General features: G+C 73.2%; 15 protein-coding genes and 1 tRNA gene. 2 read left to right on the forward strand and 14 right to left on the reverse strand.

Annotation, left to right across the window (positions count from 1 at the left end):
* Positions 1 to 50 precede the first annotated feature (50 nt).
* Both ACGFIG_RS06185 and ACGFIG_RS06190 read right to left on the reverse strand, forming a co-directional pair.
* Complete coding sequence (locus tag ACGFIG_RS06185) at positions 51 to 524, reverse strand: hypothetical protein (RefSeq protein WP_392999778.1); 474 nt, start codon at positions 522 to 524, stop codon at positions 51 to 53.
* 247 nt (positions 525 to 771) lie between these two features.
* Entirely contained in the window at positions 772 to 1005 is a 234-nt protein-coding gene (locus ACGFIG_RS06190) for a zinc-ribbon domain-containing protein (protein WP_392999780.1), read from the reverse strand.
* 98 nt (positions 1006 to 1103) lie between these two features.
* Here ACGFIG_RS06190 and ACGFIG_RS06195 point away from each other — a divergent pair, with 98 nt between their 5' ends.
* Entirely contained in the window at positions 1104 to 1511 is a 408-nt protein-coding gene (locus ACGFIG_RS06195; RefSeq protein WP_392999782.1) for a hypothetical protein, read from the forward strand.
* A gap of 118 nt (positions 1512 to 1629) precedes the next feature.
* Here ACGFIG_RS06195 and ACGFIG_RS06200 read toward each other — a convergent pair whose 3' ends face one another.
* From ACGFIG_RS06200 to ACGFIG_RS06215, 4 genes are all read right to left on the reverse strand, one after another.
* Positions 1630 to 2508, reverse strand: coding sequence for an SRPBCC family protein (locus tag ACGFIG_RS06200; protein ID WP_392999784.1), 879 nt, complete (start codon positions 2506 to 2508; stop codon positions 1630 to 1632).
* Positions 2501 to 3058: a helix-turn-helix domain-containing protein gene (locus ACGFIG_RS06205; protein ID WP_392999786.1), complete on the reverse strand. Its 558-nt coding sequence runs from the start codon at positions 3056 to 3058 to the stop codon at positions 2501 to 2503. Before ACGFIG_RS06205 ends, ACGFIG_RS06200 begins: the two co-directional genes overlap by 8 nt.
* A gap of 88 nt (positions 3059 to 3146) precedes the next feature.
* Positions 3147 to 4490 (reverse strand): class I SAM-dependent methyltransferase, encoded by a 1344-nt coding sequence (locus tag ACGFIG_RS06210; protein WP_392999788.1) that lies wholly within the window; start codon positions 4488 to 4490, stop codon positions 3147 to 3149.
* Complete coding sequence (locus ACGFIG_RS06215; RefSeq protein WP_392999790.1) at positions 4487 to 5887, reverse strand: FAD-binding oxidoreductase; 1401 nt, start codon at positions 5885 to 5887, stop codon at positions 4487 to 4489. Before ACGFIG_RS06215 ends, ACGFIG_RS06210 begins: the two co-directional genes overlap by 4 nt.
* Positions 5888 to 5996: 109 nt before the next feature.
* On the opposite strand from ACGFIG_RS06215, the gene ACGFIG_RS06220 reads away from it, so the two are divergent.
* A complete protein-coding gene (locus ACGFIG_RS06220; protein ID WP_392999792.1) occupies positions 5997 to 6281 on the forward strand; it encodes a DUF427 domain-containing protein in 285 nt (94 codons plus the stop codon).
* A 54-nt stretch (positions 6282 to 6335) separates the two neighbouring features.
* Here ACGFIG_RS06220 and ACGFIG_RS06225 read toward each other — a convergent pair whose 3' ends face one another.
* The 8 genes from ACGFIG_RS06225 to ACGFIG_RS06260 all read right to left on the reverse strand — a co-directional run bounded on the left by ACGFIG_RS06225 (position 6336) and on the right by ACGFIG_RS06260 (position 14331).
* Positions 6336 to 6893, reverse strand: coding sequence for a hypothetical protein (locus ACGFIG_RS06225; protein ID WP_392999794.1), 558 nt, complete (start codon positions 6891 to 6893; stop codon positions 6336 to 6338).
* A 60-nt stretch (positions 6894 to 6953) separates the two neighbouring features.
* Positions 6954 to 7418, reverse strand: a complete 465-nt coding sequence (locus tag ACGFIG_RS06230; RefSeq protein ID WP_392999796.1) for a hypothetical protein — start codon at positions 7416 to 7418, stop codon at positions 6954 to 6956.
* 80 nt (positions 7419 to 7498) lie between these two features.
* On the reverse strand, positions 7499 to 9454 hold the full coding sequence (locus ACGFIG_RS06235; protein ID WP_392999798.1) for a VWA domain-containing protein: 1956 nt from the start codon (positions 9452 to 9454) through the stop codon (positions 7499 to 7501).
* A gap of 2 nt (positions 9455 to 9456) precedes the next feature.
* A complete protein-coding gene (locus ACGFIG_RS06240; protein ID WP_392999800.1) occupies positions 9457 to 10911 on the reverse strand; it encodes a magnesium chelatase in 1455 nt (484 codons plus the stop codon).
* 73 nt (positions 10912 to 10984) lie between these two features.
* Complete coding sequence (locus ACGFIG_RS06245; RefSeq protein ID WP_392999802.1) at positions 10985 to 11953, reverse strand: aldo/keto reductase; 969 nt, start codon at positions 11951 to 11953, stop codon at positions 10985 to 10987.
* Positions 11954 to 12060: 107 nt separating this feature from the next.
* Positions 12061 to 13002, reverse strand: a complete 942-nt coding sequence (locus tag ACGFIG_RS06250; RefSeq protein ID WP_392999804.1) for a phytanoyl-CoA dioxygenase family protein — start codon at positions 13000 to 13002, stop codon at positions 12061 to 12063.
* A 578-nt stretch (positions 13003 to 13580) separates the two neighbouring features.
* Positions 13581 to 13653 (reverse strand) — tRNA-Ala (locus ACGFIG_RS06255).
* An 87-nt stretch (positions 13654 to 13740) separates the two neighbouring features.
* Entirely contained in the window at positions 13741 to 14331 is a 591-nt protein-coding gene (locus ACGFIG_RS06260; protein ID WP_392999806.1) for a YqgE/AlgH family protein, read from the reverse strand.
* Between the last annotated feature and the right edge of the window lie 142 nt (positions 14332 to 14473).

Below are 14473 nucleotides of genomic sequence, written 5' to 3' on the forward strand. Positions count from 1 at the left end.
CCGGCCTGGTCCACCGGCGTCCGCCGGTCGGGCGCCGGCGAGCGGGCCGGTCAGATCGAGGCGAAGATCGGGCTGAACAGGCCGCAGCAGACGACCCCGAACACGGCGAGCGCGACCAGCGCGATGCTGTAGTTCGACCACATCCCGAACTTCGTCACGTCGGTGCCGTGCGCGTCGTGGACGCGGTTGCGCCAGCCACCGAAGCGGAAGGACAGATGGTGCATGGCGTTGGGGTAGGCCATCATCGCGGTGGTGATCAGCGGGAGGCCCATGAAGTCCGTGTAACGCACGTCGTGCGCCCCGGGGGAGATCACCACGTACCAGGTGCCCTCGCCGGGAATCGGCACGGGCACGGCGTCGATCTTGAGTTTGCTCGTGGTGGGTGCGGGCACGATGTACGGGCCTCGGTTCACCGTGATGCCGAGCACCGCGTAGCCCGGCGGGGGCGCGATCGGGTGGGGGTACACCAGCGGCGTGACGGCACCGGGTACCGGCGGGTACGGCGGATGAGGGGGGTACGACACCGCCACATCCTGGCACGGCCCGACCAGTCTGCCGAGAGCTGGAAGATCACGAACCGCCTCAGCGCCCGGCGGAACGGTTCCAGGGCGAACGGGGCAGGGCGGTGCCGGCCAGCGGCCGACGCTCCCGGCGACGGCGGCGACGCCCGGGGGTGCACGGCGGCCGGGAGACGGTGTGCACGGGCGCGGGCGCAGGTACGACGGGCTGCCGGCCGATCAACCAGCAGAGGAAGCGGGCCATCGGCGGGGCTCAGCCGACCGGGAGGCGCTCGGCCTCGGCGCGGGAGATGTCGTACTGGGCGCCGCAGAAGGTGCACTGCTGCACGTAGCGGGTGCGGATCGGGATGATCGGCACGAAGAACAGGCTGAACCTCGTCGACCGGCGCGTGATCACCTGTGCGGCGTGGTTGCGACAGTTGCGGCAGACCTGCTGCACCACGCCCGACTGGGTGACCTTGGTGCGGAGGCCGAAGATGAGGAACATCGCCCGTCAGTACCCACCCGGAGCCCGAATATCACCTCGACGGGCCATTGCCGCCGGGCTGTACCTTGCCCGGAGCACTCGTCCATGGGGAGGCACGCATGAGGGCACGTCACATCGGGGTGGTCGTCGCGCTGGTCGTCGCGTTGGCCGGCTGCGGCGACGAGAGGGACCCTTCGATACCGGCCCCGAAGACGGACTCGCAGCGGGTGGTCGACAACGTCGCGGCGCAGTGGCCGCTCCCCAATCCCCGTGACACGTCCAGCGACTGCAAGGATTCGGAGGGCGACGTCGGGGCCCGCTGCGGGTCGCAGGTCACCACCGACGCGGTCACCGTGACGCAGTACGCGGACGCGCAGACCGCGCAGCGGGCCGCGGAGCGGTTGCGGACGCTGGTGGGGGTGACCAGCGTCCAGGCGGCCGGCCGGTTCGTGCTGTCGTGGCGGGAGGGCCAGGAGATGACCGAGGAGGCGCGAGCCCTCCTGGTCTCCGTCGCTTCGTCGGGGTAGCCGGTCAGGACCCCGGCGTCGAGCTGTCCCCGGCGGGGGAGCCGGGCGGCCCCGCCACCATCGCCGGAAGGTGCCCGGCCGCTCCGTGCGGCCGGGCACCTTCCGGCGCCCCCGTACGTCAGCGCGTCGTCGTGGCGGGCGCGGGTTCCAGGCCCGGCACCTCGGCGGGGAGCCAGATCGGCTGCCAGTTCTCCATCTCGTGGAAGCGGCGCAGCTCGAACAGCCCCGCGAGCGACCCGGCCCAGGCCCCGTACGGCGGGTTCTGCTCGTCGAAGCCGGACTGCACGAAGGTCAGCTTCGTCTTGCCCCGCGACTCGGTGAGCTCCCAGGTGCTGACGCCCGTGGGTCCCCAGTCGACCGACATCTTCCGGCCCGGCTCCAGGTCGACGACCTTGGCCGCGTAGCCGTGCTCGAAGCCGCCCATGGCGTAGCGGCCGCCGACCCACGGCTCGATGCCGATCGGGTAGCCGAACCAGGCGCTGGCCTGCTCGGAGTCGGTCAGCGACTCGAACACCTTCGCCAACGGCGCGTCGATCAGCAGCTCGCCGCGCAGGTCGGCGGAGGTGAAGTCGACCTTCGGCAGCAGCGGCTGCCCCTCCAGGTGGGCGGCCAGGTTGGCGATCGACAGGCTCCAGAACGTCTGGAGCACGCCCCGAATGGTGCTGCCGCTCATCGCCTCGGCGAAGTCGAAGTGGCTCTGGGTCAGCGTCAGCACCGTGGTGTCGGGGCCCTCCGCGCGCAGGGTGAACTCGGCGGTGGTCTCCACCCCGTCGAGCAACCAGGCGAAGCGCAGCGTGTCGTCGTCGACGTGCAGCAGCCGTTGGTGCGGCGCGTCGCCCTCCGGGATGTACCGGCCCCAGAACTCGTACCGTCGCGGCAGCTCGACCTCGGCGTGCTCGGCGAGCCAGACGCGCAGCTCGGCCGGGTCGGTCAGGGCACGGCGGACGGCCTCGGCCGGCGCGGCGAGACGGACGGGCAGCCTCATCGGTTCAGTCACGTTCTTTCCCCTTCGGATAGCAGGCCACGGCGAGCTTGAAGGCGTCGCCCTCGGCGCCCCCGTAGCGGGTGAAAAGGTCCTGCAGAGTGCTCTGCAGGTCGTGCAGGAACTGCTGGCGGAGCTCGGCCGGCACCCGGATCTCGCCGGCGACCCCGATCGAGGGGAGCTCGGGGGCGGCGCGGTCCAGCCCGGCGATGTCCTCCTGGACCTCCTCCATCAGGTCCAGCAGGTAGCCGAGGCTCAGCTCGTCGCGGGCCCGGCGCAGGCCGATCCGCCCGACCAGCCGGGGGGACAGCCAGTAGGAGCGGGCGGCGGCCTGGTAGATGCCCTCCGTGATGCCCCGGACCTTGCGCTCGTTGACCAGCTCGACCAGCCCGGCGGCGACGAGCTGCTTGACGTGGTAGTAGACGCGCTGCGGCGTCTGCTCCAGCCGGGTGGCGACCTCGGTGCAGGTGCGGGGCTCGGCCAGTTGCCGCAGCACCTCGACGCGCTGCGGCTTGAGCAGCACCTCGGCCTGCTCGATCTGCTCCAGGTACAGGACGTCTCTCATGGCAAAATCAGTTTGTACGTACAAAATTTGTTTGTCAATGGCTTCCGCGACAGCCGCGCCGATGCTCGGCGCGGCTGTCGGACGCGGATCAGGCCAGCCAGTCGGGGCGCAGCGGGTAGCCGCTCGCCCCCTCCGGGCCGTTGCGGGTGGCCAGCACCTGGTGCAGCTGGATGCCGTTGCGCTCGAAGGCCAGCCGGGAGCCGGCCATGTAGAGACCCCAGACCCGGGCCGTGCCCGTGCCCACTTCGGCGACGCACGCGTCCCAGTGGGTCACCAGGTTGCGGCACCAGGCGGCCAGGGTCAGCGCGTAGTGCAGCCGCAGGTTCTCCTCGTGCTGCACCTCCAACCCGACGTCGTGGATCTCGCCGATGAGGCGCCCCGGACCGGCCAACTCCCCGTCGGGGAAGACGTAGCGGTCGATGAACGCGCCCGACCGGTGCGGCGCGCGGTTGTCGGCCCGCGTGATGCAGTGGTTGAGCAGCCGGCCGTCCGGCCGTAGCCGGCCGGCCAGCGCCCCGAAGTAGGCCGGGTAGTTGCGCACCCCGATGTGCTCGGTCAGCCCGATCGAGGAGACCGCGTCGAACTGCTCACGTGGCGCGTCCCGGTAGTCGAGGTGGCGCACCTCGGCCAGGCCGGTCAACCCCTCCCGTTCGATCGCCGCCCGCGCCCACTCGGCCTGCGCCCGGGACAGGGTCACCCCGAGCGCCCGCACGCCGTACTCGCGGGCCGCGTGCCGGACCATGCCGCCCCAACCGCAGCCCACGTCGAGCAGCCGCATCCCCGCCTTGAGCGCCAGCTTCTGCGCCACCAGGTCGTACTTGGCGGCCTGCGCCTGCTCCAGCGTGTCGTCGGGCGAGCGGAAGAGCGCGCAGGTGTACGTCATCGACGGGCCGAGCACCTTCTCGTAGAAGGCGTTCGAGACGTCGTAGTGGTGCGAGATCGCGGTGCTGTCCCGCACCCGGGAATGCCGCAGCCCGTTCATCAGGCGCTTCCAGCGCGGCTGCGCCTCCTGCGGCGGGGGCGGCGGGGGCATCAGCCGCTCCCAGCCCAGCCCGCGCACGAGGGCCAGCCCCTCGGCCAGCGACGGCGTACGCAGCCGCAGCTCGTCCTTGAGCACCCGCAACGCCTCGTACGGGTCGCCCGGGTGCACCCCCTGCAACGCCAGGTCGCCGCCGACGTACGCCCGGGCCATGCCCAGGTCGCCCGGGGCGGTGAGCAGGTAGGTCAGGCCCCGCTCGGAACGGATCGACAGGGTGATCCCGGCGTCGGCCGGGCCCACCGCACTGCCGTCGTACCCGGTGACCCGCACCGGGAGGGCCCCGGTGGTCAACGCGCGGACGACGTCCGCCACGGTCGGACCCGGACGCCGGCTCCCCGCCGGCGGGCTGGCGGGAGCGCTCGCCGCCCCCTGGTCTCGATCGGTCAGGCTCATGCTCGTGCTACCGCCTTCTCGTACAGTCCGGTGAGCCGGTGGTCCGGGTCGTAGCGATCCCTCACCGCGCGCCACGTCGCGCCGCCGTAGAGCCGGTCGAAGGATTCCCGGTCGTAGTACGCGTCGGAGTAGAGCGACTTGTGGCCGCCCAACTTCGACACCATGCGCTCGATCGCGCGGTTGACGTCGCCGTCGGCGGCGCCTGCCGCGATCGGCACGCTGCCCCAGAAGCCGACGTTCACATAGTTCTGTCCGGCCCGGAGCGGATAGAGCGGCCACGCCCGACCCGATCCGGGACCGGCCGGCTCGCGCAGCCGCAGCGGACACAGCCACACCGGGGTCATCCCGACGGCCCCGGCGAACCAGCGCAGGAACTCCGCCGTGCGCTCCAGCGGGATCTCCACGTCCTGCACCACCCGCTCGCGCGCCGGCTGGCCACGCAGGCGGTCGATCCGGGCCGCCACGCCGTGCCGGTGCTCCAGGCGGACCAGCCGGTGGTAGACGTCGCTGCGCCGCCACCGCGCCGGCCAGACCCGCCGGACGACCGGGTGCTGCACGCCGAAGGCCGCCGAGCACCAGAACCAGTCGGTGTCCCAGCGCCAGAGATAGTCGTACGTGGTCAGTGCGTCGTGCGTGCGCCGGCGCAGCGACCGGTAGTAGATGCCCTGACCCGTGTAGTCGCTGGGCGGCGGCGCGTCGTCGGTGAAGGTGCCCAGCACGAGGTACGCCTCGCCGGGGCTGAACATCACCCCGTCCATCGCGTCCACGGCCTCGCCCGCCCAGGAGCGGGTCGCGGCGACCTCGGCGAACGCGTCGGCGAGGGCCTCCAGCCGGGTGAACCGCACGTTGCGCAGGGCCACGAAGCGGCGTACGGGCTGAAGCTCGATGCGCAGCCGGGTGGCGTAGCCGAGGCTGCCCAGCGAGTTGGGGAACGCCGCGAAGAGGTCGGCGTGCCGCCCCTCGGGACGGGCGGTGACGAGGTCGCCGGCCCCGGTGAGCACGTCCATCTCGACCACCGACTCGTGCGGCAGGCCGTTGCGGAACGAGGTCGACTCGATGCCGAGGCCGGTCACCGCCCCGCCGAGGGTGATCGTGCGCAACTGCGGCACGACCAGCGGCATCAGCCCGTGCGGCAGGGTCGCGTCGACCAGGTCCTCATAGGTGCACATGCCCTGCACGTCGGCCGTGCGGGCGACCGGGTCCACGGCGAGCACGCCGGTGAGCCCGCTGACGTCCAGGCCCGGCACGCGCGGGGCGGACCGGGGGCGGAACAGGTTGGAGGTGCGCTTGGCGAGCCGCACCGGCGCGCCCGCGGGCACCGCCGCGTACGACCGGCGCAACCGGGCCACCGCTCCGTCATGGTCGACCGGATGATGATCCACACGGATCGCACACATGCGATCACTTTACGTCCCGAGTCGCCCTCGGAGTGGGACGTACCCCGACGCGTCGGCGACGCGGCCGGGCGACTGGCCGCCGCCGGCCGGCCGGCATAGCGTGGGTCTCATGCCGAAAGCTGTCTGGAACGACCTGGTCGTGGCCGAGAGCGACGACACCGTGCTGGTCGAGGGGAACCACTACTTCCCACGCGCCGCCCTGCGCGACGACCTGATCCGCGAGTCCGACACGCACACCGTCTGCCCGTGGAAGGGCACCGCGTCCTACTACACGCTGGAGCACGACGGCCGGAGCAGCGCCGACGCGGTCTGGTACTACCCCGAGCCGAAGCCGGACGCGGAGGCGGTCCGCGACCGGGTCGCCTTCTGGAAGGACGTCCGGGTCGTCGACTGACACCTGTCGCCGGGGACGCGGGGCCTCGCGTCCCCGGGCGGGGACAGACACGGCTCACCGTCGGCGCCGCCGCATCCGCAGCCGGGCGGGCGGCTTGGCCGACCGCGGTCGACGGCGGGTAGCCGGGGCCCTGGCCGGCCGGCCCTCGTCCGGAGAGGTCCACACCCCGAGGACCACCGTCGCCAGGAAGAGGCAGAAGACCCCGCCGATCAGGGCCGCCTGCCACCCGTCCCCCGGCGGCCACGCGCTCGACGAGCCCGCCCCGCTCACCCGGGCGGCGTGGTCGACCGGCTCCCCCGCGGTCCGGGGGTCGTCGTCGAAGCTCTCCTCGTACGCGACACCGTCGATCCGTACGGTGCCGTCGGCGGAGACGAACGTGCCCTCGCACCGCCACGGGTCACCCCTGGCCCAGTCGTCGACCGCACATCGGGAGAGGCTGACGGTCCCGCCGACGCCCCATCTCTCGGCCCGTAACTGGTCGATGCCGTCGCCGAGCGGCATCAGGGCCAGCCAGAGGAAGAAACCGACCAGCGCCGCCCCGAACAGGTTGGCCCAACCGAGTTCCCACACGTGGTCGACCCGCCGCAGCACCGCCTGTCGCAACCGCGCCATGCCGCGAGGGTAGGCGGCCGCCACCACGCCCACCCTCGCCCGGCACGGCGTGCCGTCCGGTCAGCCGGCGCGCAGCATCCGCAACTGGGCCAGGTGCTTCGGCAGGTGGACGCGGGCGTGCAGGTCGAGGGTGCGGGCCCAGGGCAGCGGCTCGTCCACGACCAGGTCGAAGCCCTCGCGCAGGTGGGTCTCCACCGGGGTCTGGGCCGCCGGGCCGAGCCGGTCGGTCAGGGCGCAGAGCTTCTGGCTGGTGGCCCGCAGCAGGGTGGCCAGCCCGTCCAGCCCACCGCACTCGGCGACCAGCGCGTCCACCTGGGGACGGTGGACGGTCTCCAGGTCGTAGTACGCGAACGGCGAGCCGGCGAGGACCGCCTCGGTCGCCTCCGTCATCAACTCGTCGTTGGCGGCAAGGTGCGCGACGATCTGCTCGGCGCTCAACTGCCCGGCCGGCGGCGCCCCGAACCCACCCGCCTCGACCTCCGCCAGCACCTCCGCGTACGCCCCTCGCAACGACCCGCTGTCCATGCCCCCAGTCAATCCCGGCCCGCGCCGCCCGACCTGCCGTTCCGTCGACCGGTTCACCCGGACGGGGCTCGTCGAGCGGGTCAGCGGCGGCGGGGCTGGCGGGCGCGGAGGTAGTCGGATACCACGTACTCGCCGAGGTCCTCCAGGTCGGGGGTGAACATCCGGCCCTTCGAGCGGCGGGCCACGGCGTCGACGAAGCGGCGCAGCCCGGGATCGTCGCCGAGCATGAAGAGGTTGAGCGTGGCACCGGCACGGGTGAGCCGGTCCATCTCGCGTACGGTCGCCTCGATCGTCTCCGGCAGCGGCGGCCAGTGGAACAGCGCCTCCCCGTCGTCCGGGTCCAGGTGGGCGGTCGGCTCCCCGTCGGTGACCACCAGCACCACCGGCTCGGCGTCCGGGTGCCGCCGCAGGTGCCGGGCGGCCAGCCGCAGCGCGTGCTGGAGGTTCGTGCCCTGCCGCAGGTCGGGCTCGACGGCGGCCAGCTCCTGCTGGGTCAGCGGCGTAGCCTCCAGGCCGAAGCCGACGATCTGCAACGCGTCCTGGGGGAACCGGGTGGCCATCAGGTGCGCCAGCGCCAGCGCCGTCTGCTTCATCGGGCCCCACCGGCCCTGCGAGATCATCGAGTAGGAGAGGTCGACGCAGAGCACCACGGCGGCCGAGGCCCGCCGCTCGGTCTCCACCACCTCGAAGTCCTCGACGGCCAGCTGCACCGGCACGCCGGAGCCGGCGCGGCGGACCGCCCGGGTCAGCGTCCGCACCACGTCGAGGGGCTGCTCGTCGCCGTACGCCCACGGGCGGGAACCGCCGCTGACCTCGCCGGCGGCGCCCGCCGCGCGCAGGTCGTGCTGGCCGCGCGGTCCGGCGGTCAGGTCGGCGAAGACCCGCCGCAGCGCCGTGCCGCCGAGCCGGCGCAGCGCCTTCGGGCTCAGGGTCAGCCCGCCGGCGTCCCGGCTCACCCAACCCTGCCGGCGCAGCTCCCGCTCCAGCTCCCGCAGCCGGCGTACGTCGTCGGCGGCGTCGCGGCCCAGCGTCCGGGCCACCGCGTCGACGTCGACGTCGTCCAGGGTGGCGCCCGGGTGGTCCTGGTCGAGCTGGTCCAGCAGCTCGTCCAGCTCGGCGATCTCGCCGAGCGCACCGGCGGCCTCGCCGTAGCCGAGCGGTCGCTCGCCCCGTACCCGCTCGCCCGGGCCCCGGTGCAGGTCGGGGCGGAGCGCGCGGAGGTTGGCGTCCAGCGCGGACAGCTCCCCGGCGAGCCGGTCGCCGAGCGACTGCCGCATCAGGCCGGCCAGTTCCTCGCGCTGGCGGTCGGAGAGCGAGCGCATCAGCCGCTCGCCGGCGGCCGACCGGCGGGCCAGCACGTCGACCAGCTCGTCGACGTCGGCCGGCTGCTCCGGGAAGAACTCGCCGTGCCGGCGCATGAACTCGGCGAAGGCGTCCGTGGTGTCCTCCGACCGGGCGTGCCGGGCGAGCAGGTCGTTCAGGTCGTGCATCATCTCGGCCAGCCGCCGCTGCGCGGCCGGGTCCGCCGAGGCGCGCACCGCGTCGCGCAGCCCGGCGAAACGCTGGCCGAGCACGTCGTCGCGCAGCCCGTCGAGGATCCGCTGGTACGTCCGGCGGGCCTCGTCGCTGGCCCACCGGTAGCCGGCCAGCTCCTGCACGGCGCGGGCCGTCGAGCGGGGCAGGTTGTCGAGCACCGCCTCGGCGAACCGCGCGTCGTCGTCGCCGCGCCCCCGCAGCTCGTCCCGCTCGGCGGCGAGCGCCTGGTCGAGCAGGGCCCGGGCCCGGGTGACCGCCCCGTCCAGGTCGCCCCGGCGCAGCGCCTCCCGGCGCAGCCGCCGGGCCCGGGCGGCGAGGTCGTCGAGGCCGCCGCGCCCCTGGGGCCCGTGCCGCAGCAGGCCACGCAGCGCCTCCCGGAGGCTGCCCCCGGCCAGCACCTCGGCGCCGACCGCGTCCACCGCCCCCCGCACGTCGTACGGGGGCGCGAGCGGGTCGGGGCCGCCCCGCCACTGCCCGTACCGGAACCGGTTGCCGGCCATGCTCAGGCCCGGCCGCCGTAGCGGGTCCGGCCGGAGTCGGTGACGTCCTTGCCGAGCCGGCGGGTCAGATGCAGCCCCTCCAGGACGAACTCGACGCCGGCCGCCGCCTGCTCCGGGGTGGGCGCGTCGCCCAGCCCCAGCCGGTCCAGCGCCTTGGCCAGCCCGGGAACGGTGCCCACCTGGCGCAGCAGCTCGGCCGAGCCGACCAGCTCCCCGGTCTCGACCACCGCGTCCTCGTCGACGAGGGCGGTGAACCCGGAAAGATCCAGCCCGGCCAGCCGCGCCCGGAACGTCTCGGCGGTCGCGGTGCGCAGCAGGTGGCCGAGGATCTCGACCTCCCGCCCCTCCTCGCCGCTCTCGAACTCGACCTTGCCGCGCAGGGTCGACGTCACCGACACCGCGTCCCCCACCCGCGCCACCGGCGCCTCGGGGCGTACGCCCTCGGCGGTTTCGGCGGCGGCCAGCAGGCCGGAGCGGCGCAGCGCGGCGGCGGCGACCGTCTCGGCGGCGGCGACGGCGAACCGGGCGGAGACCCCGGATCGCGGGTCCACCGACGGCGACTCGCGCACCGCGCGGGCGAACCGCGCGAGGACCTCCAGCACGTGCTCCGGCACCTCGGCGACCAGGTCGGTCTCCTGCCGGATCAGGGCCAGCTCCAGGTCGAGGTCGAGCGGATAGTGGGTACGGACCTCGGCGCCGAACCGGTCCTTCAGCGGGGTGATGATCCGGCCCCGGTTGGTGTAGTCCTCCGGGTTGGCGCTGGCCACCAGGAACAGGTCCAGCGGCAGCCGCAGCTGGTAGCCGCGGACCTGGATGTCGCGCTCCTCCAGCACGTTGAGCAGCGCCACCTGGATCCGCTCGGCCAGGTCGGGCAGCTCGTTGACGGCGAAGATGCCCCGGTTCGTACGCGGGACGAGCCCGAAGTGGATGGTCTCCGGATCACCGAGGGTGCGCCCCTGGGCGATGCGGATCGGGTCGACGTCGCCGATCAGGTCACCGACGCTGGTGTCGGGGGTCGCCAGTTTCTCGCCGTAGCGCATCGAGCGGTGCAGCCACGCCACCGGCAGCGCGTCGCCGGCCTCGGCGACCAGCGCCCGGGAACCCGGGGTGAGCGGGTGCAGCGGATGCTCGTTGAGCACCGAGCCGGCGATCACCGGGGTCCACTCGTCGAGCAGGCCGACCAGGGTACGGATGAGTCGGGTCTTGCCCTGGCCCCGTTCGCCGAGCAGCACCATGTCGTGCCCGGCGAGCAGGGCCCGCTCGACCTCGGGCAGCACCGTGTCGTCGTAGCCGACGATGCCGGGGAAGCGGTCGGCGCCGGAACGCATCCGGGCCATGAGGTTGTCGCGGAGTTCCTGCTTGACCGTGCGGTACGCGTGGCCGGCCGCCCGCAGCTCGCCGAGCGTGCCGGGCAGGTCGGCCGGTGGGGCCGGGACAACCGGGGAGGGCGCAGTCACCCCAACCACGCTAGCTCACGAGGCCGGGGACGCCAGGGGCGTCTTGCTCGGGTCCGCTCGGCGGGTGCCGGGGTCACCGGCCGGCCCTGGCCCGCAGCAGGCGGGGCGCCGCCGCGAGACCGGTGATGGGGCGGAACTCCTTCGCCGCGCGGACCAGCGCGGCGTACTCGTCGTCGGCCAGGTCGATGTCGGCTGCCGCCGCGTTGCGTTCGACCTGCTCCACGCCGGAGGCGCCCGGGATGGCCAGCACGTTGGGGTGACGCAGCAGGTAGGCCAGGGCGATCTGGCTGGGAGTGGCGTCGTGCGCGTCGGCCACCTGCCGCAGGGTCTCGATCAGGGTCGCGCCGCGTTCCAGGTTCTCCGGCAGGAAGTACGGGTTGGCCCGGCGCACCGCCCCGCTCGGCGGGTTCTTCGCGTCGTACCGGCCTGACAGGAAGCCCTGGGCGAGCGGGCTGTACGCGATGACCACGCGTCCGGCCTGCTTCGCGTACGGCAGCAGGTCGTGCTCGGGTCCCCGGTCGACCATGCTGTAGCGGACCTGGTTGCTCAGCACCCGCCGGCCGAGCGCCGCCTCGGCGACCTGCCAGCGGCGCAGCCCGTAGTTGCTGACCCCGACCTCGCCGACGAGCCCGACGTCCTGCAACGCGCGCATGCCCCGCATGGTCGTGTGGTCGGCGACCAGCGGGTTGGCCTGGTGCACCTGGTAGAGGTCGAGGTGGGTGACGCCGAGCCGGGCGGCCGAGGCGACGGCCCGCTGCTGCACCACCGGGGCGACCGGCAGGATCGGGAAGATCTTGGTGGCGAGCACGACCTTCTGCCGGTCGTCGCCGAGCGCCTCGCCGAGGATCCGCTCGCTGCGCCCGAAGCCGTACAGCTCGGCGGTGTCGAAGACGGTGATCCCGAGGTCGACGGCGCGGCGGACGATGTCGGCGGCCCGACGCTCGTACTCGGGGCCGTAGCCCCACTCCTTCGATCCGAACTGCCAGGTGCCGAGGCCGATCTTGGACAGGGGCTTGGGGGTGTCGAGCGGGACGAAACGCATGGCCCCGAAACTACCCCGGTGCCCGCTGCGGCAGGCCTGTTCGCCGCGGACACCCGCGATCGGCGGGGATGGGCTCGGTCACCGTGACCTACCTCGCCGCGGCGTCCTCAGTAGATGTCGGCGTACGGCGACGCCCGGGAGAACGCCCTGAGCGCGTCGAGGTCGTAGCCCTCCTCGAAGTTCGTCAGCTCCGTCAGCAGGTCCTCCGGCTCGTACCGGTACCGGCCGGCCCAGGTCTCGAACGACTCGACCTGTGCCGGGTCGGCGGCGCTGAAGCAGCGGTAGCCGCGCGGCGAGTTCCCGATCACCTCGTCGACCGCCGGGGCGAACCGGATGTCGATGTTCCACCGGATGCGGTCCGACACGTTGGGCGTCGAGCGGTGCAGCGTGGTGTCCGTGAAGATCACCACGTCGCCGGGCTCCATCCGGGCCGTGCTGACGGGGCCGTCCCCGACGGCCTCGTCCGACGTGCCGTACTCGCCGTTGGGCAGGCGGTCGCGGGGAATCCAGCCCCGGGTGTGCGAGCCGGTGACGAACTGGAGGCAGGCGGTGTCCTCGTCGACGGGCACCAGCGGGATCCACACCGACAGCAGCGGCCCGACCGAGGCGTCCCAACCCTTGTAGTAGTAGGCGTCCTGATGCCAGGCGACCTGCTGGGTGCGCCCGTGGGGGTCGCGCGGCCGGGCGTTCCAGACGCCGTGCGCGTAGACCTCGTCGCCGATCAGGCTGCGCACCGGGCCGAGCAGCTCGGGGGTGCGCCACAGGTCGTACACCGGCCGTCCCACCAGGATCCGCCGCCAGGCGGCCGGTACGCGGACCTGACTGGACTCGATCAGGCGCAGGTAGCGCTGGTCGTACGGCAGGTCGGCGAAGGTCTCGGTGATCACTCCCCGCTGCTGCCACTGCCGGGCGAGGTGGTCGACGACGCGGCTGAACGAGCCGTGCAGCGCGTCCAGCGTCGCGGTGGGGAGCACGCCCCGCAGGATCAGGTGCCCGTCGCGCCGGAACTGCTCAGACTGCTCGGCTGTCAACGCGTGGGGGTGGTCCACCATCGGCTCCTTCGCTGGCCGCACGGGATTGAGCCCCACCACCGGACGGGGAGGGGCCTCCAGTGCGGCGATCGTGGCAGAAGGTCCGGTGTGCGACAACGCCTCATTTGTGCGACAGACCCCTATTTCCGGGAGGCCCTCGCCGACCGGTGGCAGGGGGCACTCGGCAAACCTGCGCCGTCCACTTCGTGCGCCTCCAGCGGGACAAGGCCGACTACGTCATCCCGTCCGACGCCATCCCCCTACTCAAGGGGAAGCCATCAGGTCGGCGGCAGGATCGCCTCGTGGCCACGGGTCATCTGGTCCGTGGGGGACGAGTCGATCACCTGCGGCATGTGCCCGATCATGCCAGCAGTCCGTGCCGGGTGTAACCCCGATGAGCAGGCGTTCGCCGCCATCGGGTGGCATGTGCCGGGGGCATCACGCCACATTCGCCGGCGACCACGCCGCCGGTGGGCGCCCAGCCGCTGGGCCGCGCACGAAGCAGGCGGGCGAAGCGATGGGACGGACGAGCCCGAAACACATCAGCGGCCTGGTCGGATCACTCTCGACCAAGCCGCTGACCTGCAAAACAAGGGTGGAGCCGAGGGGACTCGAACCCCTGACCCCCACACTGCCAGTGTGGTGCGCTACCAGCTGCGCCACGGCCCCTTGCTTTGTCCCGGTCACCCGGGCACGAGAGAACTATACACAGCGCCCGCCGCATGGTCATCTCGCGGGGCCCCACCCGTGTGCGGCTCAGTTGAGCGCCACGTCCGGCGGGAAGTGCGCGACGGCCGCCATCATGCCGCCCTGGCGGCGCAGCACCATCGGCCACAGGTCGTCCGGCCGGTCGACGAAGGCGTCACCCGGCAGCGCGTCCAGCACGAACCAGGAGCCGTCCTCGACCTCCTGCTCCAACTGTCCCGTGCCCCAGCCGGAGTAGCCGGCGAAGACCCTGATGCCGGTGATGCCCTCCCGCAGCGGCCCCGGGTCGACGGAGAGGTCGAGGGTGCCGACCGCCCCGGAGACCTGGTGGAACCCCCTGAGCCGCCGCACCGGGTGGCGCATCCGGGCCAGGCAGATCGCCGAGTCCGGCTGCACGGGGCCGCCCTCGAACAGCACCGCCGGGTCGCGGGCCAGGTCGCTCCAGTCGCCGAGCACGTCGGCGACCGGCACCTCGGTGGCCCGGTTGAGCACCACGCCGAGGGCGCCGCCGGGCTCGTGCGCCACCAGCAGCACCACCGTACGGTCGAAGTTCGGGTCCTTCAGCGCCGGCGTCGCGACCAGCAGCCGCCCGGTCATCGACCCCGTCGCCCGCCCGCCGATCGCCTGCCCCTCTCCCTGCATGCCGGACACCCGTCAGACCGACCGGACCGGGACGCCCGGGGGCACCGGTGTCATCCGCGCAGTGAACGCCATGCCTGGCACCTTAGCCTGCCTCCGGGGCGGTGGCTAAGGTCTGACGGTCGGTTGATCGACGGACACGAGG

Source organism: Micromonospora sp. NPDC049048, assembly GCF_043197615.1.
Lineage (GTDB): Bacteria > Actinomycetota > Actinomycetes > Mycobacteriales > Micromonosporaceae > Micromonospora.